The sequence below is a fragment of the Nitrospirota bacterium genome (assembly GCA_035516965.1).
In the GTDB taxonomy this organism is placed as follows: Bacteria; Nitrospirota; UBA9217; order UBA9217; family UBA9217; genus MHEA01.
In genome coordinates this window covers 60981-84240 of record DATIZR010000049.1, presented here as the reverse complement: position 1 = coordinate 84240, position 23260 = coordinate 60981, and the positions used below count along the sequence as shown (strand labels likewise).

The 23260-nt window shown below is 58.2% G+C and carries 25 protein-coding genes; 2 read left to right on the top strand and 23 right to left on the bottom strand.

Annotation, left to right across the window (positions count from 1 at the left end; translation table 11 throughout):
• Window positions 1-376: 376 nt before the first annotated feature.
• Window positions 377-1636 (bottom strand): ISNCY family transposase, encoded by a 1260-nt coding sequence (locus tag VL197_07770; GenBank protein ID HUJ17877.1) that lies wholly within the window; start codon window positions 1634-1636, stop codon window positions 377-379.
• A 116-nt stretch (window positions 1637-1752) separates the two neighbouring features.
• Here VL197_07770 and VL197_07765 point away from each other — a divergent pair, with 116 nt between their 5' ends.
• A complete protein-coding gene (locus VL197_07765; protein ID HUJ17876.1) occupies window positions 1753-2676 on the top strand; it encodes a hypothetical protein in 924 nt (307 codons plus the stop codon).
• A gap of 9 nt (window positions 2677-2685) precedes the next feature.
• Here VL197_07765 and VL197_07760 read toward each other — a convergent pair whose 3' ends face one another.
• From VL197_07760 to VL197_07750, 3 genes are all read right to left on the bottom strand, one after another.
• Entirely contained in the window at window positions 2686-3732 is a 1047-nt protein-coding gene (locus VL197_07760; GenBank protein HUJ17875.1) for a DUF362 domain-containing protein, read from the bottom strand.
• Between the two features lie 102 nt (window positions 3733-3834).
• Entirely contained in the window at window positions 3835-4623 is a 789-nt protein-coding gene (locus VL197_07755) for an inositol monophosphatase family protein (protein ID HUJ17874.1), read from the bottom strand.
• Between the two features lie 154 nt (window positions 4624-4777).
• Window positions 4778-4966, bottom strand: a complete 189-nt coding sequence (locus VL197_07750; protein ID HUJ17873.1) for a helix-turn-helix transcriptional regulator — start codon at window positions 4964-4966, stop codon at window positions 4778-4780.
• A gap of 175 nt (window positions 4967-5141) precedes the next feature.
• Between VL197_07750 and VL197_07745 the strand changes: the two genes are divergently transcribed.
• Window positions 5142-5390, top strand: a complete 249-nt coding sequence (locus VL197_07745) for a helix-turn-helix transcriptional regulator (protein HUJ17872.1) — start codon at window positions 5142-5144, stop codon at window positions 5388-5390.
• A gap of 13 nt (window positions 5391-5403) precedes the next feature.
• Here the strand turns inward: VL197_07745 and VL197_07740 are convergent, their stop codons facing one another.
• The 19 genes from VL197_07740 to tsaB all read right to left on the bottom strand — a co-directional run bounded on the left by VL197_07740 (window position 5404) and on the right by tsaB (window position 23236).
• Entirely contained in the window at window positions 5404-6246 is an 843-nt protein-coding gene (locus VL197_07740; protein HUJ17871.1) for a NapC/NirT family cytochrome c, read from the bottom strand.
• A 78-nt stretch (window positions 6247-6324) separates the two neighbouring features.
• Window positions 6325-7338 carry an aspartate-semialdehyde dehydrogenase gene (locus VL197_07735; GenBank protein ID HUJ17870.1) on the bottom strand — a complete coding sequence of 338 codons (1014 nt, stop codon included), beginning with the start codon at window positions 7336-7338 and terminating at the stop codon, window positions 6325-6327.
• A gap of 129 nt (window positions 7339-7467) precedes the next feature.
• Window positions 7468-8580 (bottom strand): aspartate-semialdehyde dehydrogenase, encoded by a 1113-nt coding sequence (gene asd / locus VL197_07730; GenBank protein HUJ17869.1) that lies wholly within the window; start codon window positions 8578-8580, stop codon window positions 7468-7470.
• Window positions 8581-8617: 37 nt separating this feature from the next.
• Window positions 8618-8965, bottom strand: coding sequence for a hypothetical protein (locus tag VL197_07725; GenBank protein HUJ17868.1), 348 nt, complete (start codon window positions 8963-8965; stop codon window positions 8618-8620).
• An 18-nt stretch (window positions 8966-8983) separates the two neighbouring features.
• The gene (locus VL197_07720; GenBank protein HUJ17867.1) at window positions 8984-10060 is read right to left on the bottom strand and encodes a 3-isopropylmalate dehydrogenase; all 1077 of its coding nucleotides are present in this window, start codon (window positions 10058-10060) and stop codon (window positions 8984-8986) included.
• 70 nt (window positions 10061-10130) lie between these two features.
• A complete protein-coding gene (locus VL197_07715) occupies window positions 10131-10394 on the bottom strand; it encodes a hypothetical protein (protein HUJ17866.1) in 264 nt (87 codons plus the stop codon).
• Window positions 10391-10891, bottom strand: coding sequence for a 3-isopropylmalate dehydratase small subunit (gene leuD / locus VL197_07710; protein HUJ17865.1), 501 nt, complete (start codon window positions 10889-10891; stop codon window positions 10391-10393). Before leuD ends, VL197_07715 begins: the two co-directional genes overlap by 4 nt.
• Before the next feature lie 125 nt (window positions 10892-11016).
• On the bottom strand, window positions 11017-12273 hold the full coding sequence (gene leuC / locus VL197_07705) for a 3-isopropylmalate dehydratase large subunit (GenBank protein HUJ17864.1): 1257 nt from the start codon (window positions 12271-12273) through the stop codon (window positions 11017-11019).
• A 209-nt stretch (window positions 12274-12482) separates the two neighbouring features.
• Window positions 12483-14015 carry a 2-isopropylmalate synthase gene (locus tag VL197_07700; GenBank protein ID HUJ17863.1) on the bottom strand — a complete coding sequence of 511 codons (1533 nt, stop codon included), beginning with the start codon at window positions 14013-14015 and terminating at the stop codon, window positions 12483-12485.
• Between the two features lie 126 nt (window positions 14016-14141).
• Window positions 14142-14891: a CDP-diacylglycerol--serine O-phosphatidyltransferase gene (gene pssA / locus VL197_07695; GenBank protein ID HUJ17862.1), complete on the bottom strand. Its 750-nt coding sequence runs from the start codon at window positions 14889-14891 to the stop codon at window positions 14142-14144.
• A complete protein-coding gene (locus tag VL197_07690) occupies window positions 14888-15532 on the bottom strand; it encodes a phosphatidylserine decarboxylase family protein (protein ID HUJ17861.1) in 645 nt (214 codons plus the stop codon). The genes pssA and VL197_07690 overlap by 4 nt, the downstream gene beginning before the upstream one ends.
• A 103-nt stretch (window positions 15533-15635) precedes the next feature.
• A complete protein-coding gene (ilvC, locus tag VL197_07685; protein ID HUJ17860.1) occupies window positions 15636-16652 on the bottom strand; it encodes a ketol-acid reductoisomerase in 1017 nt (338 codons plus the stop codon).
• Window positions 16653-16691: 39 nt separating this feature from the next.
• Entirely contained in the window at window positions 16692-17375 is a 684-nt protein-coding gene (locus VL197_07680) for a hypothetical protein (protein HUJ17859.1), read from the bottom strand.
• A complete protein-coding gene (ilvN, locus tag VL197_07675; protein HUJ17858.1) occupies window positions 17368-17841 on the bottom strand; it encodes an acetolactate synthase small subunit in 474 nt (157 codons plus the stop codon). The genes VL197_07680 and ilvN overlap by 8 nt, the downstream gene beginning before the upstream one ends.
• 55 nt (window positions 17842-17896) lie before the next feature.
• Window positions 17897-19636 (bottom strand): biosynthetic-type acetolactate synthase large subunit, encoded by a 1740-nt coding sequence (ilvB, locus tag VL197_07670; protein HUJ17857.1) that lies wholly within the window; start codon window positions 19634-19636, stop codon window positions 17897-17899.
• Between the two features lie 47 nt (window positions 19637-19683).
• Complete coding sequence (gene ilvD, locus VL197_07665) at window positions 19684-21336, bottom strand: dihydroxy-acid dehydratase (GenBank protein ID HUJ17856.1); 1653 nt, start codon at window positions 21334-21336, stop codon at window positions 19684-19686.
• A gap of 247 nt (window positions 21337-21583) precedes the next feature.
• A complete protein-coding gene (locus tag VL197_07660) occupies window positions 21584-21823 on the bottom strand; it encodes a DUF465 domain-containing protein (GenBank protein ID HUJ17855.1) in 240 nt (79 codons plus the stop codon).
• Window positions 21824-22049: 226 nt separating this feature from the next.
• Entirely contained in the window at window positions 22050-22565 is a 516-nt protein-coding gene (gene rimI / locus VL197_07655; GenBank protein HUJ17854.1) for a ribosomal protein S18-alanine N-acetyltransferase, read from the bottom strand.
• Complete coding sequence (tsaB, locus tag VL197_07650) at window positions 22538-23236, bottom strand: tRNA (adenosine(37)-N6)-threonylcarbamoyltransferase complex dimerization subunit type 1 TsaB (protein ID HUJ17853.1); 699 nt, start codon at window positions 23234-23236, stop codon at window positions 22538-22540. The genes rimI and tsaB overlap by 28 nt, the downstream gene beginning before the upstream one ends.
• Window positions 23237-23260 lie beyond the last annotated feature (24 nt).

Sequence of the window (23260 nt, the reverse complement as noted above, 5' to 3'; positions counted from 1 at the left end):
ACTGGTAATTTCGCACACCAAATCTCGTTTTCCCGAGTCTGGTCTAAGTTAACAACAAAATTGAAAATGATTTCATCTTTATAAGAGTTAGAAGTGCATACCGAATCGAATTGCATTAACTTCTCCGGGGGCTCGACCTTTTGGGTCACCAAAAATGTTGCACATCCTGATAGTAGCATCTGCAAAGCTAAGAGTGCGATAGACATCAAATATGTACGGAAAAAAGGCATTTATTTCACACCTCGAAAGTTGTTTAGCAAACGCAAGTTTTTTTGACAACTATATGTCAGTACTAATCTTCTGTCAACGATGTTGAAAGAGTATGTCAAGCCAAAGTAGAAATGTCCTATTCTAAGCAAAGTAAAAATGTCCGCTTTTAGGAGGCAACGGGAAGTTGTACCGATGCTCTTCTGAGTCTTTTCCATGGGTGATCAGCCGGTTGATACTTCCTGTCAATTAATAGCGGCTTTTCTAGCTTCTCTTTAGCTGCTCGTTTCTTAACCTCCCGGTATCTTAAATCCAGGCCTCGGTGACTTATGTGTAGAGATCCATCCATGCGTTCTTCGACAGCGACCTTTTGGGCTTTTACGGCGTCTTTGATTTGGTAGAGTTTGCCGTTGTAGGCGATGGTGAAATCATTCCGCAGCGTACGCTCCTCGCGAATGCAGAAAATCTTGTCGAGTTCTCTCATGGACAGCGCGAGTCGGTGTAAATCGACTTCCGAAACGGGCTTTACCTTGAATCTCGTGTTGTGCGTTGGCAGATATTTTATCAGGAATTCATTTGCCCGCTCAACGCTGTTAACCCCGGCAAGCCTCATCTCTTTAACCAGACGATCCTGAAGCGTTCGAAAACTTCTTTCTACTCTGCCTTTTGCTTGGGGTGAATTAGCATGGTGGACCGTTACCACGAGCTCTGCTAGACTCCTCTCAAACTGGCTCATGGGTTTTTTATCTTCCAACTCATCCTCGATGCTCGGCTTGGCCGGGGATTTATACGTTGAGTGTTTGTCCAAATAGACGCTCTGGGGAATGCCGTAGCGCTTGATATACCGCTTGAAGCTGTCCATGGCTGGCATCGTCCCTTCATAGTCATAGAAACGACCAGACACCGTTCCTGTGGCATCATCAATATATCCCATTAGTACACACTCAGGACCCCGGCCTTCGAACCAGTCATGATGGGAACCATCCATCTGGACCATCTCACCGAAATGATGCTTTCTCTCGCGCCATTGCCGATGCTTTCTACCCTTGCGCTTCTCATAAGGGATGTTTTCCTTATTCAGCCATAGACGAAGAGTCTCCTTGCTTACTTTGATTGCATGAACGTCAAGAAGCTTCTCGCTGGCAAAGGTAGGGCCGAAATCATTGTACTTCTCCCGATACAGCGTAAGTGCTTTCTCTTTGATCTTCTTGGGGACACGACGATTCGAGCTCTTGCCGCGGGATCGATGGCTGATGCTATCGTCTCCTTCTTCTCGTACCCGTTTGAGCATCCGCCGAAGCTGCCTGCTGCTCAGACCAACAAGCTCCGCAGCCTTGGCCTGGGTGATCCTCTTATCCAATGCCTGGTGGATAACGTGCAGCCTTTTTGACTCTCTCCGGCTCATAGTAATCATGTCCTTTTTCGTCACACTCCCCTCCAATTGCATCGGGGCATTGTAACTTAAAATAGGACATTTCTACTTTGCCAGAATAGGACATTATCATTTTGCTGTTACATAGAATTGAAACTTCGTATAATGGGACCATGAACGAGCCGGAGGAGACAAGAGTCGAGCGGGCGTCCGCTGCGGGAGCCGATGAAGTCCGGCTGTATATCCACGATCCGTCTCCCCGGGTGGTCAGGTCTCTCCTCCAGGGCAGAAATGTGACCGAGGAGGATGTCCTGATCGTGGCGGGCAGAAAGAACCTTCCTTCCGATGTCCTGGAAATGATCGCAAAGGACAGGCGCTGGTCCGAGAGTTATCCCGTCAAGCTTGCCCTTGCCAGGAACCCCCGGTCGCCGCTCACGGTGTCCCTTTCGATCGCGCGTTTTCTCCGCGTCTTCGACCTCGAGGAATTAACGCGCAGCCCCCACGTCCCCTCCGTGTTCCGGCACAAGGTCGAGAGCATGCTCACCGAGCGCATCCCGACCATGCCGCTGGGAAACAAGAAGACGCTCGCCAAGAAGGCAGCAGGCGCGGTCCTGCTCAAACTGCTCCAGGAGCGGATCCCGGAGGTGGTCCGGCTCTGCCTCAATAATCCGCACCTCGTCGAGGCCCACCTGTTCAAGGTCATCGCCCGTGTGGATACCGTACCGGAAACGATCCTCCTGATCTCACAGCACTCGGTCTGGTCGCGCCGCCCGCTCATCCGCTACTCGCTGGTCCGGAATACCCATACACCCCTGTCGACATCGATCCGTTTTTTGAAGGACATGAAGCTTGTGGATCTCCGCGAGCTCTACGCGGATCCGTCCCTTCCGGTCACCATCAAACCCTTCGTGTATCGTGAGTTGTTGGAGCGCGGCAGCGATCCCGCAAGCGCTGGACAGGATCAGTTCTATGAGATCGGTGACGAAGAGGTTCTTGACCTGGACCCTGACAAGGTCGCAGCGGAGCTTGAACCCGGGGAAGACGATCGAGCAAAGGAAGATGACACCGGGGAAAAGAGGGATGAGTCCCCGGGCTGAACGGGATGCCTATCTCACGATCTTGAGAGCCCATCCCCTGCCGACAGTGATGGCGCCCTGGGGACAGAACTCCTGGCAGCAGAAGCAGCGGATGCAGTCTCGGTAGCGGATCTCGAGCTGTTTTCCCGCGTCACTGATCGCTCCCTGAGGGCAGTGTCCCTGGCAGATCCCGCACCGGATGCAGGCCCCGTGATCGATGACCGGCCGTGTGGTCAGGGCGTCCTTGAGAAGCCCGCGGGCCCATTCGGGCAGGCGCCATTCGAGATGTTCCCGGGGCGGGAGCCGAAAGCCCCTGACCGAAACCGCGCCAAGAGACTCCCCGGAAACCGCGATTCTGTGGAGATGCGTCTCTCCGATTCCGGCCTCGGCCGCAGCCCTGATGACATACAGCAGCGCGGGGTCCGCGCCGAGGAGAGCCCCCGAGACCACATCCACGGCAACGGGGTCCGCTCCGGCCAGTACGAGCCCGATCGTCCGGGGGTCGCCGCTCCCGGGTCCGTTCCCTTCCATGCCCACGACCGCATCCATCACGGTCAGACGAGGCTTGATCAGTGCGCACAGTTCGACCAGCATCCGCGCAAAGGCCTCGCGGTTTACGCCGGCGTTGAAATGCCACTGGACCTTGCGTCTTCCCGGGATGCAGCCGAACAGGTTCTTGACCGCGCCGGTGATCGTCATCATGCCGTGGGTCTTGAGCTTGGGAACGTTGATGACGGCATCGGCGTCATGGACCGCACGGGCTATCTCAAAATGATGGAACTGGCCGCGGTTCTTGATCTTGACCGCCTGCTCAAAGTCCGCCAGATCCGCTCCTTCCTCCTCGATGACCTCAAGGATGCCCGACTTCTCGCAGACCCGGCGGAGTTCGCCAAACCCCGGACTGTCGCCCACCACGGCCTCGGCGCCCGCCTCATGAACAAGGCGAATGACGGCGCGAAGGATCTCGGGGTGCGTTACCACGGCCCTGTCCGGCGGGCTCGCCTTCAGGAGATTGGGCTTGATAAGCACGCGTTCGCCGGGCCTGATGAATGCCGCAATCCCGCCGAGCAGGACCACGGACCGGCGAACTGCGTCCTGGATTCGATCGCGATCGTAGTCAGAACAGCGGGATATGGAAACAAGGGAAGATATTGTGCCACTCCTTTGGCTGGAGCATGCTTACGCCTTACGCCTTACGGCATTTTGAAGCACCTCGACCATCTGCTGGTGGATCCTGCCGTTGCTCGCGAGGATCTCGCCTGCATCGAGGGAAACCGGATTTCCCGCAAGGTCCGACACAACCCCGCCGGCCTCGCGCACGATCAGGCTGCCGGCTGCCACGTCCCAGGGCTTCAGTTTGAGCTCCCAGAACCCGTCGAACCGGCCGGCAGCCACGGAGCACAGGTCAAGAGCCGCAGACCCATCCCGGCGGACCTCCTGGGAGGCCATGAGCAGATCATGAAAGAAGTCCATGTTGTTCCTGTCGCTCACGGTTCGATCGTAGGGGAAACCCGTCGACAGAAGACTCCGGATCAGGGTGTCAACGGAAGAGACGCGCACCTTCCTGTCATTCAGATAAGCACCTGAACCCTTTTGGGCGGAAAAGAGCTCGTCCCTCATCGGGTCGAAAACAACGGCCACGATGACCTCGTTCTGGTGTTCGAGCGCGATGGAGACAGAGAAGCAGGGATAACCATGGGCGTAGTTCGTGGTCCCGTCCAGGGGATCGATGATCCAGCGAAATTCCGACCCGCCCCGCAGGTCCGTTTCCTCCTCCGCTATCACGCCATGCTCCGGAAAGGCGGCGCTGATCGTTCCGACGATCGCCCGCTCGGACCGCATGTCCATCTCTGTCATAAGGTTGATATCGCCCTTATACGTTATCTCCCGGGCACCGCCGAGGTTCTCCCGCAAAATGGAGCCCGCTGTCCGCGCGGCCTGGCACGCAACGCTCATGAAATCGGTCATCAATCCTCCGGTAAACGATGCGCGATAGTACCACATTCAGGGACGGGAACAAAAACAAAAAGGGTAAGGTTTGTTCAACCTTACCCTCCTGCAGAATGAGTCCAGGATCAGTATTTCCGATGGAACGGAAAAGAAGCGAACCGGTGCGCTGCGGTTACTGCACGATTCTTTCCATTTCCACACCGAGATAGTCTGCCAGAAGCTTTACCGTCCTGGGCTTCATGGTCACACCCTTCAAGGTTCGCGATACCGTCACCTTATGCATGCCGAGCCTGTCAGCGATTTCGGTGTAGCTGAGACCCCTCTCCAAACGCTTTTTCTCCAAGACATCAATCTTGTACATAGCTCAACCTCCACTCATAAGGTTTCAACCTTTTGAAACTATTGAAGGTACCAAAACCCGTTAATATGTTAACAAAATTACTATAGCACAAATCTTTGCATTTTTAAACAACCAATATAAAAATATTTTGCAACTTTTTGTTGACAAACTGTTCAAAGCCATGTATAAATGAAATATGACACTAGCCGAAAAACTCCAAAAAATGCGCATCAAGAACAAGCTGTCCATGAGCGAAGTGGCGAGGATGTCGGAAAAAGCCGTGGATAGGCGGGGAAGGATCACGCAGGGCTATATCTCCCGCCTGGAATCCGGCAAAGAGACGAATCCGAGCCTCATGAAGCTCATGACGCTCTGCCGGATCTACAAGATCCGGCCGAACGAGCTCTTCCTGAGCGGCACGAAAAAAACCCGCAAATCCCGATAGGCAGCAGGGCTGGCTATTGGGCCGTCCACCGGTGGGGGATATGGCAGGTCTTGCATGACCTGTTCCCGCGATGGGCAGCGGGATTATGCGCCTCGAGAACTTCCCGTGTATGACAGCGGTAGCAATCTTCGTCCGTGGGCTTGATGCGCGCGTGCGGCTTATGGCACTCGTAGCAGTTCAGGCGCGCCATGGGAACCTTGTCAGGGAACGATGTCTTTGACGATTTCCGGTGGCAGCTCAGGCATCGCTCGCGGTCCGGGATGAACGCTTCCTGTTTCTTTGGCGAGAACGCATGGCACCGGAGGCAGGAAATGTCCTCCATCCCCACTCCGTGGATCTTCCAATCCTTGTGGCAGCGCAGACAGGCGTCACGGTCAGGCCTGAATGCATGCACCTTCCTGCTGTGACAATCCTTGCAGGTCAGCTTTTCCGTGAATACGTGCCGCGCGTGGCCCGTTGATTTATTCACGCTCACCGATCCCTGCGAGGCATCATCCCAGTGACACCTCGTGCAGGCCTTCCAGGGTGTTTCGTTCCCATGCGGCTCGGGCGTCTTGCGGTCCGTCGTAAAGATGAATTTGACCAGCAGCCGGTTCTGCTCGATCATGCCAAGCTGGTGGCAGTCCTGGCAGACGATGTTCCGGTGGCCCGAGAGCTTCCACGCCGTATAGGCCTCTTCCATCAAGTGGCAGCTGTTGCAGAACTCGGGGTTCTTCTGGATGTAATTGTAGTACCGGACGGCCAGTATGATCCCCAGCACCGAGATGACGAGCAGGAGGGAGATCAGGACCGTCTTGTCCCTGGGGCTGAGTCCCCGCTCAAGCCTGTCGAACAGTTTTGAAATGAGCTTGTACATAGAATAGTGCACAAAGGCCAGAAGCCGGACGCCAGACCGTTTTTCATCGGTCCTTTGTCCTCCGGGTTCCTGTTTTCTTTACTTTATCAGCATCTCCGCGATCTGGACCGCGTTCAACGCGGCGCCCTTCCTCAGGTTGTCCGACACGATCCAGAGATTGAGCCCGTTCGGGACCGATTCGTCCTCCCGGATCCTGCCCACGTAAGTCTCGTCCTTTCCCGCAACGTCGATCGCGAGCGGATAGAGGTTCCTCCCCGGATCATCGTACACGAGCATGCCGGGAGCCGCAGACAGCAGAGCGCGTGCCTCGTTGGCAGTTATCTTCTTCTCCGTCTCGACGTTAACGGACTCCGAGTGGCATCGAAACACGGGCACGCGGACCGTCGTGGCCGTCACGCGAAGGGAATCGGCTTCCAGGATCTTCCGCGTTTCGTTAACCAGCTTCATCTCTTCCTTTGTATAGCCGTTGTCCAGGAAGGAATCAATATGGGGAAGGCAGTTGAACGCGATCTGATAGGGATACACTTTCGTCTCCACGTCCCGGAAATTCAAGAGCGCCACGGTCTGCTGGGCGAGCTCATCCATGGCCTTCTTGCCCGTGCCGGACACGGACTGGAAGGTGGTTACGACAACCCGCCTGATCGTAGCAGCATCATGGATCGGCTTGAGCGCCATGACCATGGCAATCGTGGAGCAGTTGGGGTTGGCGATGATGCCGGCGTGCTTCCCGAGGGCATGTGCGTTCACTTCCGGAACGACGAGCGGGACCCCGGGGTCCATGCGGAAGGCGCTCGAGTTGTCCACGACGACAGCCCCCGACCGCACCGCGGCAGGAACGAATTCGACGCTGCGATCCGAACCCGCTGAGAAGAGCGCGATGTCAACACCCTCAAAGGAATCCTTCGCGAGCTGCTTGACCGTCCGGGACTTGCCGCCGAACTCCACCCGATCGCCGGCGGATTGTTCCGACGCGAGCAGCACGACGTCGGCGACCGGGAAATGACGCTCCTCCAGAATCTCGAGCATCTCCCTGCCGACGACACCGGTAGCACCCGCGATGGCGACGACGTATTTACTCTTTTTTTTAAGCATTTTTCGAAAAAGCAAGCCTTCTTAACCACGAAGGTCACGAAGAGAACGAAGGAAAGATTCAAGCCTCAGAAAAACTCTGACCTTCCTTTAAGAAATTCTTCGTGTACTTCGTGGTTAACGTCTTATGCTTTATTTCTCCACCACGATCCGGAGCATTCTCCTGAGCGGTTCGGCAGCACCCCAGAGGAGCTGGTCGCCGCAGGTGAACGCGTTCAGGAACGTGGGACCCATGTTCATCTTCCGGAGCCTGCCCACGGGCACCGTGAGCGTGCCCGTGGCCGCCGCCGGCGTCAGCTCCCGCATCGTGATCTCGCGCACGTTCGGCACGACCTTCACCCACTTGTTGTGCTTCGCGATTATGTCCGTGATCTCGTCGAGCGGCACATCCTTCTTCATCTTGATCGTAAGCGCCTGGCTGTGGCAGCGCATGGCGCCGATGCGCACGCAGGTGCCGTCGATCGGAATCGGGTTCTTCTCGCGGCCCAGGATCTTGTTCGTCTCGGCCTGGCCCTTCCACTCTTCCCTGCTCTGACCGTTGTCGAGCTGCTTGTCGATCCAGGGGATGAGCGAGCAGGCGAGCGGAGCGCCGAAGAATTCCTTGGGATAGGCGTCGGAACGGACATGGTCGGCGACGGTGCGGTCGATCTCCAGGATCGCGCCGGAGGGGTCATCCAGGAGTCCCTTGACCGATCCGTGGGCTGAACCCATCTGCTTCAGCAGCTCACGCATGTTGTTCGCGCCCGCGCCCGAGGCGGCCTGGTACGTCATCGCGCTCATCCATTCCACGAGATCGCGCTCGTAGATGCCGCCCAGCGCCATCAGCATGAGCGAGACCGTGCAGTTGCCGCCGATGTAGTTCTTGACGCCCCGGGCAAGACCGTTCCTGATCACATTGATATTGACCGGATCGAGGATGATGATCGAGTCGTTCGTCATGCGGAGCGTTGATGCCGCGTCGATCCAGTAACCATTCCAGCCTGCCTCGCGCAGCTTTGGATAGATCTCGCTCGTATACTCGCCGCCTTGGCAGGAGATTATGGCATCCATGGCCTTCAGCTCGTTGACATTCTTCGCGTCCTTGAGCGGGGCAACATCCTTCCCGATATCCGGCCCCTTCCCACCCACGTTCGACGTGGTGAAGAACACCGGGTCAACGTGGTCGAAGTCCCTCTCTTCCTTCATGCGGCCCATGAGCACCGAGCCCACCATGCCGCGCCAGCCGATAAAACCTGTTCGCATCATTGCAACGCTCCTCGTAAGATTCAAGTTCCCGACAGCATCATTCCATCGATCGCAATCTCCGGGAAACAAAAAGCCACAGAGCTGCGGAGAAGATCGCTATTCCTGCTGCAATAAAACCAAGCCATCCTTCACCTTTCAGCCAGGACAACAAGGATACGAGTGCCGACAACAAATAGCCTGCTGCTATCAACTGTATTTCTCTAGCAGATAGTACAGATTGGCACTTTGGGCTGGACTTACTCCTGATGCGAAGCAGTATGCCGCGGGCCCCTTGCGTATAGAATAGTGCCGCAACCGCAACGGTCAGCCACGAGAGCATCTTTACCAGGAAACTGTAAAGCAGAAGGCCCGAAGCAACCGTGATGAACAACAGAGGAATATACATAGGGAATCCTGTACCCCTTTATAACATCCCCGCCACCATGTCCCCCACCTCGGTCGTGGACATGCCCATCTTCCCGGCTGCCTGGCTTTTCATTTTCTTCATGGTCGCGATCATGGCCGATTCAATGGCCTGGGAGGATTTTGGTTCTCCCAGCGAATCGAGCATCATCATGGCCGCACCGATCGCCGCCATGGGATTGATCACGTTCTGGCCCGCATACTTCGGTGCACTGCCGCCCATGGGCTCGAACATGGACACGCCTTCGGGATTGATGTTCCCGCCCGACGCCACGCCCAGTCCGCCCTGGATCATGGCACCGAGGTCGGTGATGATATCGCCGAAGAGATTTTCCGTGACCGCCACATCGAACCACTCGGGATTCTTCACGAACCACATGTTCGCGGCATCAACGTGGTTGTAGTCGCGCTTGAGCTCCGGATATTGCTTCCCGCCCATCTCTTCGAACGCACGGTACCACAGGTCCCCGCAATGGGTCAGCACATTGCGCTTGTGGATCAGGGTGATCGGTTTTGCGGCGTATTTCGCGTTCAGTGCATTCCGCTTCCTCTTGAGCTCGAAGGCATACTTGAGGCACCGGTCCACGGTGCGGCGGTCATACACCATGAGCTGCGTCGCGATCTCCTCGGTCGTGCCCACGCGGGTGGCGCCCCCATGGCCCGTGTAGATGCCGCCGGTGTTCTCGCGGATGACCACGAAATCGATGTGTTCGGGCCCCTTGTCCTTGAGCGGCGTCTCGACATTGGGATAGAGCTTCACCGGACGAAGATTGATGTACTGGTCAAGGGCAAAGCGTATCTTGAGCAGAATGCCGGTCTCGAGGATGCCCGGCTTCACCTCCGGATGGCCTATCGCGCCGAGGAACATGGCATCGAACTTCCTGAATTCGCCGATTGCGCTGTCCGGCAGCGTCTCGCCGGTCTTGAGATACCGCAAACCGCCGAAATCGAATTCGGTGAACTCGAGCTTGAACCCGCCCTTTGCGGCAGCGGCCTTCAGGACCTTCATGGCTTCTTTCACCACCTCGGGCCCGGTCCCGTCACCGGGGATCGTTGCGATCTTGTAGGTCTTGGACATCTGTTATGGCTCCTGAAAGAGAATTAAAGACCGGTCACTTGCAAAGATGCAGTGGTCTAGATCTCATTGTTCACTTCGCGTTCTTTGCGTCTTTGCGAGAAATGAAGTATTGCTTTTTTCCCGCGCTGCAATTGTTCGTCCGCATCTCGTTGCACCCCTCGTCTCCGGAGAGAAAACCGAGACCGCAGCCGTCATGCCGTACGGGTTCGTCCGATTGCAGTTTCATGGGGTCGAGGTTCTTGCTGAAGTACACGCAGGGGTTGCAGAGAGAAGTGCCGGCAGGATGCTCTTCCTTGGGTTGGAGCGCTCTCATCAGCTTGAAGCAGGCTGTCAACGCAGGCCCGCCTTCTTCCTGGTGTATGCCATGAGCCCGCCGGCCGCGATCAGTTCCTGCATGAAGGCCGGCACCGGAGCAACCTTGAAGGTCTTGCTCGACGACAGGTTCCGGATCACGCCGGCGTCGGCGTCCACTTCGATCTGGTCGCCTTCCTTGATCCCGTCGACAGCCTCCGAGCTCTCGAAGATCGGCAGTCCCATGTTGAAGCAGTTCCGGTAGAATATCCGCGCGAAGCTCTTGGCAACGACGCAGGAGATGCCTGCCGCTTTGATTGCGATGGGAGCGTGCTCGCGGGACGAGCCGCAGCCGAAGTTCTTGTCCGCGATCATGATGTCGCCGGGCTTCATCTTCTGCATGAAGTCCGGGTTCGTCGAGTCCTCCATGCAGTGCTTGGCCAGTTCCTGGGGATCGGATGTGCTCAGATAGCGGGCCGGGATGATCGCATCCGTGTCCACATCGGCCCCGAATTTCCATGCATTGCCTTTGAATTTCATTGAAAACCTCTTTCACCACAGGGATCACGGAGAAAAACACCGGATTTATTGGTTCTCCCTGAGTCCTCTGCCTGCACCCAGCGTTTACGAGTGGAACCGCGAGTGCAGGGTGTGGTTGCCCTTTATTATTTCAGTTCTTCCGGCCGTCCGATCCTGCCGAGTACTGCCGATGCCGCGGCGATCGCCGGGTTCGAGAGATAGACCTCGCTCTTGGGATGGCCCATGCGGCCGACAAAGTTCCGGTTCGTCGTGGAAATAGCCCGCTCTCCGGCTGCAAGGATGCCCATGTGGCCGCCGAGGCAGGGACCGCAGGTTGGCGTGCTGAATGCCGCGCCTGCGTCGATGAAGATATCGACGAGCCCTTCCTTGATGGACTGCTTGTACACGGCCTGGGTGGCCGGGATGACGAGCATGCGGACATAGGGATGGACCTTGTGGCCCTTGATCACCTTGGCCGCTTCGCGGATGTCCTCGATCCTGCCGTTCGTGCAGGATCCGACCACGGACTGATCGATGTTGACGGAACCAAGCTGACTGACCGGTTTCACGTTCTCCGGCAGGTGCGGGCAGGCGATCTGGGGTTCCATGCCCGTGAGGTCGTACTCGCGCACGTCCGCGTAGCTTGCCTTCCTGTCGCTCTTGTAGAACTTGTATTTGCGCTGGGCCCGCTTCGCAACGTACTTCTCGGTGATCTCGTCGGGTTCGATGATGCCGTTCTTTCCGCCCGCCTCGATCGCCATGTTGCAGATCGTGAGCCTGCCGGCCATGGGAAGCTTCTTGATCACCTCGCCGGTGAACTCCATGGCCCGGTAGAGCGCGCCGTCCACTCCGATATCGCCGATGGTCCTCAGGATGATGTCCTTGCCGCCTACCCACTTGCCGAGCTTTCCCGTATAGATGAACTTCATGCTCTCGGGCACCTTGAACCAGGCTTCGCCCGTGATCATGGCCGCGGCCACATCGGTGCTTCCCACACCCGTGGAGAACGCGCCGAGCCCCCCGTAGGTGCAGGTGTGGCTGTCCGCGCCGATCACCACGTCACCGGGGACAACGATGCCCTGCTCGGGCAGGAGCGCATGCTCCACGCCCATCCTTCCGACTTCGAAATAGAGCGACAGGTCATGCGCGCGGGAGAACTCCCGGAGCATGCTGCACTGCTCCGCAGACGCGATGTCCTTGTTCGGCGCGAAGTGGTCCGGGATGAGCGCGATCCGCGAGGGATCGAACACCTTTTTGGCCCCGGCGGCGCGGAATTCCTTGATCGCGATCGGCGCGGTGATGTCGTTCGCCAGAACGAGGTCGAGCCTGGCATTGATCAGCTCGCCGGGTTTGACCTCTTTTTTGCCGCAGTGGGCGGCCAGTATCTTTTCCGTAATGGTCATCATAGGTTTTTGAATATACAATATCCCCTTGTCAGATTCAACCCTTTTTCCTTGTTTCTCTCCTCTTTTTTTCCACTGACCCGCATGTCCCCGGAACGGACCTGCAAATTATTACCGGTGTTCGCCTTGGCGAAAGGGAACGTCCCGCGAAGTGCCGGCGCCAGGCAGGAACGGGAATGAAATAAGGCCGCCTGTTCCGCTCTCCCCGGCTATGCGCTGCTCTTCCCTTTCCCCTTTTTCCAGTACTCCAGCTTGTTCAAGGCGTTCACATAGGCCTTCGCGCTCGCCACGATGATGTCAGTGTCCGCGCCGTGGCCGGCGACCTTCTTGCTGCCTTCCTCGACCTTCACCGTCACCTCGCCCAGGGCGTCCGTACCGCCGGTGATGCCCTTCACGAGGTAGGCGTCGAGCCTGCTCTTCGTACCGGTGATGGTCGCGATCGTCCTCAGAACTGCGTCCACGGGTCCGTCCCCCTGGCCTGTCTGCTTCATGGTCTTTCCGTCCGCCAGCATCTCGACGACAGCGGTCGGTGTGCTTCCCGTACCGCTCTCGGCGTGCAGGCTCTTGAGCACATAGACCTCCTGGATCTGCTGCATCTCATCGGACACGATCGCGTCGAGGTCCTCGTCGAACACCTCCTTCTTCTGGTCCGCGAGCCGCTTGAACCGTTCGAAGGCCTTGTTCAGTTCGTCGTCGGAGAGCTCGTATCCCATGTCCTTGAGCCGGTCGCGGAACGCATGCCTGCCCGAGTGCTTGCCGAGCACAAGATTTGTCTTGACCAGGCCGATCGACTCGGGCGTCATGATCTCGTAGGTCGTGCGCTCCTTCAGCAGCCCGTCCTGGTGGATGCCGGACTCGTGAGCAAAGGCGTTCGCGCCCACGATCGCCTTGTTCGGCTGCACCGGGATGCCGGTGATCTTGGTCACGAGTCTGCTCGAACGGGTGATCTCTTCGGTGCGGATCTTCGTCTCCGCGTGGAAGAGGTCTTTTCTGGTCCTGAGCGCCATGACAACTTCTTCCATGGAGCAGTTACCCGCCCGTTCACCGATGCCGTTGATCGTGCATTCCACCTGCCCGGCTCCGTTCCGGATCGCTGCAAGCGCGTTCGCGACGGCGAGCCCGAGGTCGTTGTGGCAATGGACCGAAATGACCGCCATGCCGATGTTCCTCACCTTGTCCCTGATCCCCTTGATCAGCGCGCCGAACTCCTCGGGCATGGCGTATCCCACCGTGTCCGGGATGTTCACGGTCGTGGCCCCGGCCTCGATGACGGCCTCAACCACATCATGCAGATAAGCAGTCTCGGTGCGCGTGGCGTCCATGGGAGAGAACTCCACGTCCTCTACATACGTACGGGCATGTTTGACCATCTCCACGGAGCGCTTCAGCGCTTCTCCGCGCGAGATCCGGTACTGATGCTGCAGATGGATGTCGGACGTCGAGTGGAAGGTGTGGATGCGCCGCTTCGGAGCGTTTTTGAGCGCCTCCCAGGCGCGGTCGATGTCTTCCTTCCTGCAACGGGCGAGGCTGCAGATGACCGGGCCCTCCACCTCGGCGCCGATGCGTCTGATCGCCTCGAAGTCGCCGGGCGAGCTGATGGCGAACCCCGCCTCGATGATGTCCACGCCGAGCCGGGCGAGCTGTTTTGCCAGGGTGATCTTTTCCTCGACATTCATGCTTGCGCCCGGGGACTGTTCCCCATCTCGGAGCGTGGTATCGAATATTCGTATGATGGTGCTCATTGTTTCCCTCCGCGTCGTGATTCAGCTCATCCGACGCATTCTGTACGAGAAAGAAAAAAAGAGATCCCGTTGCTCCCGTGATCTCTCAGCCCTTTACCGCGATAACCGTTTTCCGACAGAACCCGATTACGCAGAGGCCTCCCTGGGTTTCAGCAACAACTTGTACAGCGCTTCGGTGATCCCCACCAGCATATAGGAGATGGACACCAGGAAAAGGACCAGCGCCGGATGATAGGCGACCACCGCCAGGAACGCCGCGATGCCCACGAGGATCCCGAAAGGCCGGCGCTCCTTCAGGTTCGCCTCTTTCAGGCTGTGGTACGTGATGTTGCTCACCATGAGCCCGGCCAGCAGGAACGTCAGGGCCAGGACCCAGTAATCCATCCGGACGGCGTTGGCGAGCCGATCGAGCCTCAAGCGCTCGAAGATCTGGATGATCTCCTCATAGGCGACCACCGTGGTCGCGATCACCAGCGCCGAGGCGGGCGTCGGGAGGCCGGTAAAATGCTTCTTCTCGGTGCTGCCCATCTGCACATTGAAGCGGGCGAGCCTGAGCGCCGCGCAGGCCACCAGAAAAAAGGACCCCAGCCATCCGAGCCGGCCGAAGGACTGCAGCGTCCAAGTGTAGACCAGAATGCCCGGCGCCACGCCGAAGGAGATCACGTCCGCCAGGGAGTCGATCTCGATCCCGAACCGCGTCGCCGTGTGGGTAAGCCTCGCCACCCACCCGTCGAGCACGTCGAAGATGGTCGCCGCCATGATGGCCCAGGCCGCGAGATCGTACTCGGCATTGAAGGACCTGACGATCGAGTAGAAGCCCAGGAACATGCTCATCAGTGTAAGGAGGTTGGGGAGGATATATATCCCTTTTCTCATTTCAGCACTCCAATGATGTCCCGGGCGCCCTTGATGCGGTCGCCGACCTTGACCTTGAGCTCGGCATCCTTCGGGAGGAAGAGGTCGACGCGCGAGCCGAATCTGATGAGGCCGTACCGCTCACCCTTGCTGATCCGATCGCCCGGCCTGGCATAACAGACGATGCGCCGAGCGATCAGCCCCGCGATCTGTTTCACAAGCACCCTGCTCTTCCCGTTGGCGATCACCATCGCCGTCTGCTCGTTGTCCAGTGATGCCTTGTCCACGGAGGCCACGTGGAACTTGCCGGGATTGTATTGGACCGACTCGACCGTGCCGCCGATCGGCGAGCGGTTCACATGCACATTGAACACGGACAGGAAGATGCTGATCTGCTTCACGTCCTGCTTCAGGTATGTGGGTTCGTAGACGTCCTTGACCACGATCACGCGGCCGTCAGCCGGGGATACGACGACAGCGTTTTCATCCGGCACGGTCCGCTCCGGGTCGCGGAAGAAAAAGAGGACGAACAGCGTCAGCACCAGCAGAACGAAGCCCGTGTTCTTCCAGCCCAGCACGAACAGCACGATCGTAACGACCGCGAGCGGGACGATAAAGGGCCAGCCCTCGGCTGCAACGGGTATTCCGTGATTTTTCATCATACTAAATTCCTGTTGTCACTACAGATGGACACGGATGACAATGAGCTTATCTCTTTGCTTTTCATCCCCGCAGGTCCGTGCCCATCCGTGGCCAGGGGATCTTCTAGTTTTTGCTCTTATCCACCAGCTTGTTCTTCTGCAGCCAGGGCATCATCTTGCGCAGGCGCCCCCCGACCTCCTCGATGGGATGGGCCTGGCCTTTCTTCGTAAGCGCGTTGAAGGTCGGCTTGTTCGCCATGTTCTCGAGCATCCATTCCTTCGCGAACTGGCCGGCCTGGATCTCGTGCAGGATCTTCTTCATTTCCTTCTTCGTCTCCTCGGTGATCACCCGAGGCCCGCGCGTCAGGTCGCCGTACTGCGCGGTGTTGCTGACCGAGTACCGCATGTTCGAGATGCCGCCCTCATAGATGAGGTCCACAATGAGCTTGAGCTCGTGGAGGCACTCGAAGTAGGCCATCTCCGGTGCGTATCCCGCCTCGACCAGCGTCTCGTAGCCGGCCATGATCAGGGCGGTGGCGCCGCCGCAGAGCACCGCCTGTTCGCCGAAGAGGTCCGTCTCCGTCTCCTCACGGAAGGAGGTTTCGATGATGCCCGCCCTGCCCAGGCCGATAGCGCAGGCATAGGCGAGCGCCATGTCCTTGGCATTGCCCGACGGGTCCTGATGGATGGCAATCAGGCCCGGAACGCCTTCGCCCTTCGTATACTGGGAGCGCACGAGATGCCCGGGGCTCTTCGGGGCGGCCATGAAGACGTTCACATCCTCGCGTGGCACGATCTGGCCGAAATGGATGTTGAACCCGTGCGCGAAGGCGAGGTAGGCCCCCTTCCTGATGTTGGCCTCGATGTCCTTCCGGTACATGCCGCCCTGCAGTTCATCGGGAACGAGGATCATGATGATATCAGCAGCCTTGGCTGCCTCGGCCACTTCGACCACTTTGAGCCCGGCCCCCGCCGCCTTTTCCCAGGACTTGCTCCCCTTCCGGAGGCCGACCATCACATCGACGCCGCTCTCCTTCAGGTTGTTGGAATGGGCAAACCCCTGGCTCCCGTAGCCGATCACGGCCACCTTCTTGCCCTTCAGCAGATTCTGATCGGCATCCTTGTCGTAGAAAATTTTCATCCTGTCCCCTTTCACGAGCTAAGCAATGGTTTCATCCGTTTACTTGAACCTGGCCTGCAGCTCCTCATCCTGGAAGAGCTGATTGATCGCCGCCGTCAGCGCTTCCGTCATCGTTTCTTGGACGAATGTGGTCGTATAATTGACCCTCGAGCGTTCGATCATGCTGTTCACGTTCAGGACGCGAACGATCTTCTTCTGGACCGGATCGGCGGCCACGATGCGAAGCTCCACTTTTGCCGTGACCTTCGTGTTCGCGAATGCCGTGAGCGACTCCACCCAGAGCGTCTTGATCTCGCCGCCGATCACCAGCGTCGCTCCCTCCGCAGGGACTCCCGCCTCGGTCAGGTCCCATGCGGCGGAATCCCTCCAGGCGATTCCGCGCGCTGACAGCGCCCTGTCCAGCGCCTTCGTGAGCTTCTCCGACACGGTTCCCTGGACGACCAGGTCGTTGACCGAGTCATTCAGGGAGTCGAACCGCTTGCCCGCGACCGACACAGGCTTCCCGCGTTCGTCCTTGAAGGGGCTGATCCCGACGATGGCCTTCGGCGTCTGTTCCACGGTCGATCCTTGCTGCTGCGCATAGGAAAAATTAACCAGGATCGGCCCCTTGCGGGCACAGCCGGACACAAGGCCGGCAATGAGCGCCGCCGCAACCATGATCAGGGAAATGTATTTTCCCCGCTTCCGTCCCGTTTCCTGCAGATCACACCCCGCATTATTCACGAGTGATGGCCACCTTGCCGGTCCGGACGATCTCCTTGATGCCCATGGGCTTCAGGAGCTCGATGAACGCCTCGATCTTCTTCTCGTCGCCCGTCACCTGGAACGTGTAGCTCTTCTGCGTCGAGTCGACGACCCGCGCGCGGAAGATATCGCCGATGCGCAGCGCCTCGGCCCGGTTCTCGTTCGGCGCGTTGACCTTGATCAGGCACATCTCGCGCTCGACGAACTCCTTTTCCGCGAGGTCCGTCACCTTGATGACATCGATCAGTTTGTTCAGCTGCTTGATGATCTGCTCCAGGATGCGCTCGTCGCCCGTTGTCACGATCGTCATCTGTGAGATCGTGGAGTCGAGTGTGGGCCCGATCGAGATCGTCTCGATATTGAATCCCCGCCCGCTGAACAAGCCCGATACCCGCGACAGCACGCCGAATTTATTTTCTACCAGAACCGAGATGATATGTTTCATATGATCCCCTGTCGTTTCGGTAGCTTGCCAGCTTGCAAGCCTGTCAGCAGATACATTATTTCACCGCTCTCAGCTTCTTCTCTTCCTTCTTCTTTTCTTCCCCGAAGATCATCTCGTGGATGGAAGCGCCGGCCGGCACCATGGGGAAGACCTTCTCGTACCGCGCGGTCACGAAGTCCATGAAGACCGTCCTCTTCGCCTTCAGCCCCTCTTTCAGCACCGCTTCCACTTCCGAGGGCAGGGTCGCGCGCAGTCCGATCGCTCCATAGGCCTCGGCCAGCTTGACAAAGTCGGGCGTGCTGCCGAGGTCGACGGACGAATACCGCTCCTGGTAGAACAGCTCCTGCCACTGCCGCACCATGCCGAGGAACCGGTTGTTCAAGATCACGACCTTGACGGGGATGTTGTTCTCGATCGTCGTCGCGAGCTCCTGGATGTTCATTTGGATGCTGCCGTCCCCGGAGATGCTGAACACGTTCTTGTCCGGGTGGGCGACCTTGGCGCCGATGGCCGCCGGGAACCCGTATCCCATGGTCCCGAGCCCCCCGGAGGTGCACCAGTTGCGGGGTTTGTCGAACTTGTAGTACTGGGCCGCCCACATCTGGTGCTGGCCCACGTCGGTCACAATAATGGCATCGCCGCCGGTGATCTTGTAGAGCTGCTCGACCACGAACTGCGGTTTGATCACATCGTCGGCATATTCGTACGTGAGGGGCCGCTCTTCGCGCCAGGCATCGATCTGCTTGAGCCAGCTCTTCCGGATCGCCTCCCAGGGCTCCTTGCTCTTATGCAGTTCCTTGTTGAGGTCTATCATGACGTGCCGTACATCGCCGACGATCGGGATGTCGACGCGCACGTTCTTCCTGATGGACGTGGGATCGACATCGATATGGATGATCTTGGCCTCAGGCGCGAACCCCTCCACCTTGCCGGTCACCCGGTCATCGAACCGCGCGCCGATGGCGACAATGAGGTCCGAGTTGTGGATCGACATGTTGGCGTAATAGGTCCCATGCATGCCGAGCATGCCGAGCGACAGCGGATGGGTGCCGGGGAAGCCGCCGATGCCCATCAGCGTGTGGGTTACCGGGATCCTGGTGATCTCGGCGAATTCGCGGACCTCGTCCGCGGCATTCGAGAGGATCACGCCGCCGCCGATATAGGCCACGGGCTTCTTCGCCTTCGCGATCGCCTCGGCCGCCTGCTTGATCTGCCACTTGTTGCCGCTGACCGTCGGGTTGTAGCTCCTGATCTCGACCTTATCGGGATAGTGGAACTCTGCCTTGGCCGTGACCACATCGCGGGGAAGGTCGATCAGCACGGGACCGGGCCTTCCCGTCGAGGCGATATAGAAAGCCTCCTTGACGGTCCGCGTGAGGTCATTCACGTCCTTGACCAGGAAGTTGTACTTGGTGCAGGGGCGCGTGATGCCGACGATGTCGGCCTCCTGGAATGCGTCGTTGCCGATGAGCGCGGTCGGCACCTGACCTGTGAACACCACGATCGGGATGGAGTCCATGTACGCCGTGGCAAGGGCCGTGACCACGTTCGTGGCGCCCGGGCCGGATGTCACGAGCGCGACGCCGACCTTCCCCGTGGAGCGGGCATAGCCGTCCGCCATGTGGACGCCTCCCTGCTCGTGCCGCGGCAGGATCATGCGGATGTCCTTCTGCTCGTAGAGCACGTCGAAGATCTTGAGCACGACGCCGCCGGGATAGCAGAAGAGGGTGTCCACCTTTTCCTTCTTCAGGCTTTCGAGGAGGATCTCAGCACCGGTTATCTCTTTGTTTGACATGGTCGCACCTTCTGATGGCATGCTGGTTTGCCGGCCGGTAAGCCTGACTACGCTTTTACAATCGCTCCGGTGTTCGCGGACGTGACCACCTTTGCGTACCGGGCGAGCCAGCCGGACTTTATTTTCGGCTCCCGCGGCTTCCATTTCGCAAGCCGCTTCCTGAGCTCTGCCTTGGACAGTTTGATCTCCAGCCTTCGGTTCGGTATGTCGAGGAGGATGCGGTCTCCGTCCTTCACTGCCGCAATGGGCCCGCTCTCGGCCGCCTCCGGCGAGATATGGCCGATACAGGGGCCGCGCGTCCCGCCCGAGAACCTGCCGTCCGTCAGCAGAACGACCGATTCTCCCAGCCCCATGCCGGATATGGCGGAGGTGGGAGAGAGCATCTCACGCATGCCCGGCCCGCCCTTGGGTCCTTCATAGCGGATCACGATCACGTGGCCCGGTTTGATCTTGTTCGCGAGGATGGCCTTCATCGACTCCTCTTCAGAGTCGAACACGACGGCCGTGCCCTCGAACTTTTTCATCTTGTCGCTCACCGCCGTCTGCTTGACGACGCAGCCATGCGGCGCAAGGTTGCCGGAGAGCACCGCGATCCCGCCCTCTTTGTGGTAGGCGTTGTTCAAGGTCCGGATGACGTCATCGTTCCCGACACGGCCTGCCCTCGCATGGTCGACGATCGATCTGCCGCTCACGGTGGGTGAAGGCTTGAGCACCTTGGTGAAGCGGGACAATACACCCGGTATGCCCCCCGCAGCATCCAGGTCCTCCATATAGGTAGGACCGCCGGGCAGCATGTTGCACAGATGCGGCGTCGTACGGCTGATCGTATCAAAGGTATCGATCGACAATTCGATACCAGCCTCATGGGCGATCGCCGGGATGTGGAGCGTCGTGTTCGTCGAGCCGCCGAGTGCCATGTCGATGCGGATGGCGTTCTCGAAAGCGTTCTTGGTCATGATCTTCCGCGGCGTGAGATTTTCCTTCACCATGCCGGAGATGCGTTTTCCGCTCTCAAAGGCGATCCGCCGCTTCTCGCCCGAAACGGCCAGCGCCGTTGCGCATCCCGGCAGGCTCATGCCGAGCGACTCGGTGACGCAGGCCATGGTGTTCGCCGTATACATGCCCTGGCACGAACCTGCCCCCGGGCAGGCGCAGGTCTCGAGTTCTGCAAGGTCGAGCTCGGACATCTCGCCCTTCCGCACCTTGCCCACGGCCTCAAAGGCGCTGATGAGGTTGATGCGGCTGCCGCGGTAGTTGCCGGAGTGCATGGCACCGGCGGTCACGACAATGGTCGGGATGTCGATCCGCGCCGCCGCCATGAGCATGCCCGGTGTGATCTTGTCGCAGTTCGTCAAGAGCACGAGCCCATCAAAGGCGTGGGCCATTGCCACGGACTCCACCATGTCTGCAATCAACTCGCGGGACGCGAGCGAATAGTGCATGCCCAGGTGGCCCATGGCGATACCGTCACAGATACCCGGCACCCCGAAGAAAAGCGGCCATCCGCCGCCGGCGTGCACGCCTTTTTCGATAAACCGCTCGAGATCGCGCATGCCGATATGGCCGGGAATGAGGTCGTTCCAGCTCGTGGCAATGCCGATCATGGGTTTGTCGAGTTCGCTCCGTGTGATGCCGGTAGCGAATAAAAGAGCCCTGTGCGGCGCACGCTCCAGGCCTTTTTTGATCCTGTCGCTTCTCAAGGGGATATGGCTCCTGTTCAGAAAAAATGACGGCGCCTGCTGAAACGTAAGCGCCGGTCCGTGCCGATACTTCGCAGCGAAGATCGTCAAGGGAACTTCTCAACAATTTGTTATTTTTAACATAGATACGGGAACAGAGTCAATAAAAAAATCCCCCCTACGCTTCGTCGTAAAGGGGGGATTTGTCCGATTTTCCCGGTTGTAAAATATAAAAGGCAGGGTTTCCGTCACCCCGCCTCATCCTTCGTCAGGCTCGTCCTACTGTTGACTGCCTGATCAAGTCCATCATTCTGTCCTTTGCTGCCAGCTTCATTTTCTGGATCCGCTTCCGTTCGAATTCTTCCTCGGGAGTCAGGTACCGGTGGGATTCAAAGGTCATCAACGAGTCTTCCAGTTTCTTGTGCTCCTCTTCCCATTTCTGGAACTCAGGATTCTCGATCCTGAGTCTTTCCATAACTACTGCTTCTTCTTTTACCTCCGCATTCATACGCATAGCCCTCCTTTGACCGGTTAAGTTAGGGGACAGGTTATCAGCGGTGTAACAAGAGCAACTCGCTATTTGGTAAAAAAAATGTACCACACTTGCCGGGAAAAGGCAAGACTCGTTTTAAGCCTGTAACATGTTGAAAATACAAATATATTATTTGAAATGCCAAATTAAATTCCCGATTGAATGGTGCCATCGGGCTCTTTCCTGCGGCGACATGATGTGATCACCATGCGCAGTTCGCAGAGCTTACCGTTTTTACGATATGCTCCAGCGCTCCCTGTTCGAGCGTCATGATAACGGCATCCTCGACAGGAGCATCGTAATAGTCCCTCCTGATGGAACTCCCGGTGAATCCGAGATCAGAGTATAATTTCTGCGCGCTGCTGTTCGATACCCTGACCTCAAGGAAGGCCTTCTTTGCGCCTTTCAAGGAAGCCTGCAGAAGTGCCGCGAGCACGAGACGGCGGGCGATGCCGTGTCTGCGAAAGGCGGGCGCCACGGCGAGGTTCAGAATGTGCATTTCATCCGCAACCAGCCAGGAGATGATATACCCCGTCACACGCCGCAATGCGGGGTCATCAGCGAGCGAGACGAGCAGCAACGAGACCATGCTGCGGAACTCGGAAAGGAAGAGATTTCTCGACCAGGGATGACTGAAGGATTCCTGTTCGATGGCGAGCACCTGGTCTATGTCGCTTTTCTTCATCCGCTCTATCGTGATGACTGTCTCTTTTCCCATGCAACCTCGGCTTCCGGCCGTCGAATATACCGTGGCGTCAGGCTGTCCCCTTCCGCCATTTCCCCGCGCGTTATCATACCGAGTCCGATCTCGGCCACCGCGGCCGCAGAGGGCAAGATGGCCGACAGCGGAGCGAACAGCGCGTTGCTCCCGCACCGCTCTTCGATCTCCGCCCGGAAGATGCGGGCCCCTTCTCCGGTGAAGATCGTCCTCCCCGCGATCCGTCCTCCCAGTTCGACGATCGTTATTGCCGTCTCGGGGAGCAGTCGGATCACGCGGTCGCCCTCGAACTGGTAGATCGCGGCGTACACCTCGTTCTTCCGGGCGTCGAGCATCGGGCAGACCGGATAGACGGCATAGGGAAGGTTCCAGGCAAGCGCCTGAAGCGTCGGGACCGCTGCCGCGGGTTTGTTCGTCGAGAACGCCAGCGCCTTGACGGTAGCAAGGCCAATCCTGAGGCCCGTGAACGAGCCCGGCCCGATGGCCACAGCGAAGCCGTCCATATCTCTCAAAGTCATGCCCGTATCTTTCAGCACCCGGTCCACCGTGGACATGAGCCGTTCGGAATGGGTGACCTCGATGTTCAGGCTGTACTGCGCGACAACGCCTTCTGCCGAGACGACCGCGACGCTTCCGGTCTTGGTCGATGTTTCGATCCCGAGGATGTACATGCACCCGCCTTGTCGAAAAGAACC

What these genes read in the sequence shown, in the direction of transcription:
- VL197_07690 (HUJ17861.1), bottom strand. Translation starts at nt 15,532, where the DNA reads ATGATGAAAAATCACGGAATACCCGTTGCAGCCGAGGGCTGGCCCTTT.
- rimI (HUJ17854.1), bottom strand. Translation starts at nt 22,565, where the DNA reads ATGGGAAAAGAGACAGTCATCACGATAGAGCGGATGAAGAAAAGCGAC.
- VL197_07765 (HUJ17876.1), top strand. Translation starts at nt 1,753, where the DNA reads ATGAACGAGCCGGAGGAGACAAGAGTCGAGCGGGCGTCCGCTGCGGGA.
- VL197_07735 (HUJ17870.1), bottom strand. Translation starts at nt 7,338, where the DNA reads ATGCTTAAAAAAAAGAGTAAATACGTCGTCGCCATCGCGGGTGCTACC.
- VL197_07720 (HUJ17867.1), bottom strand. Translation starts at nt 10,060, where the DNA reads ATGTCCAAGACCTACAAGATCGCAACGATCCCCGGTGACGGGACCGGG.
- ilvN (HUJ17858.1), bottom strand. Translation starts at nt 17,841, where the DNA reads ATGAAACATATCATCTCGGTTCTGGTAGAAAATAAATTCGGCGTGCTG.
- asd (HUJ17869.1), bottom strand. Translation starts at nt 8,580, where the DNA reads ATGATGCGAACAGGTTTTATCGGCTGGCGCGGCATGGTGGGCTCGGTG.
- ilvC (HUJ17860.1), bottom strand. Translation starts at nt 16,652, where the DNA reads ATGAAAATTTTCTACGACAAGGATGCCGATCAGAATCTGCTGAAGGGC.
- VL197_07745 (HUJ17872.1), top strand. Translation starts at nt 5,142, where the DNA reads ATGACACTAGCCGAAAAACTCCAAAAAATGCGCATCAAGAACAAGCTG.
- pssA (HUJ17862.1), bottom strand. Translation starts at nt 14,891, where the DNA reads ATGAGAAAAGGGATATATATCCTCCCCAACCTCCTTACACTGATGAGC.
- VL197_07660 (HUJ17855.1), bottom strand. Translation starts at nt 21,823, where the DNA reads ATGAATGCGGAGGTAAAAGAAGAAGCAGTAGTTATGGAAAGACTCAGG.
- VL197_07725 (HUJ17868.1), bottom strand. Translation starts at nt 8,965, where the DNA reads ATGTATATTCCTCTGTTGTTCATCACGGTTGCTTCGGGCCTTCTGCTT.
- VL197_07750 (HUJ17873.1), bottom strand. Translation starts at nt 4,966, where the DNA reads ATGTACAAGATTGATGTCTTGGAGAAAAAGCGTTTGGAGAGGGGTCTC.
- VL197_07740 (HUJ17871.1), bottom strand. Translation starts at nt 6,246, where the DNA reads ATGTACAAGCTCATTTCAAAACTGTTCGACAGGCTTGAGCGGGGACTC.
- ilvB (HUJ17857.1), bottom strand. Translation starts at nt 19,636, where the DNA reads ATGTCAAACAAAGAGATAACCGGTGCTGAGATCCTCCTCGAAAGCCTG.
- VL197_07700 (HUJ17863.1), bottom strand. Translation starts at nt 14,015, where the DNA reads ATGAGCACCATCATACGAATATTCGATACCACGCTCCGAGATGGGGAA.
- VL197_07755 (HUJ17874.1), bottom strand. Translation starts at nt 4,623, where the DNA reads ATGACCGATTTCATGAGCGTTGCGTGCCAGGCCGCGCGGACAGCGGGC.
- leuC (HUJ17864.1), bottom strand. Translation starts at nt 12,273, where the DNA reads ATGACCATTACGGAAAAGATACTGGCCGCCCACTGCGGCAAAAAAGAG.
- leuD (HUJ17865.1), bottom strand. Translation starts at nt 10,891, where the DNA reads ATGAAATTCAAAGGCAATGCATGGAAATTCGGGGCCGATGTGGACACG.
- tsaB (HUJ17853.1), bottom strand. Translation starts at nt 23,236, where the DNA reads ATGTACATCCTCGGGATCGAAACATCGACCAAGACCGGAAGCGTCGCG.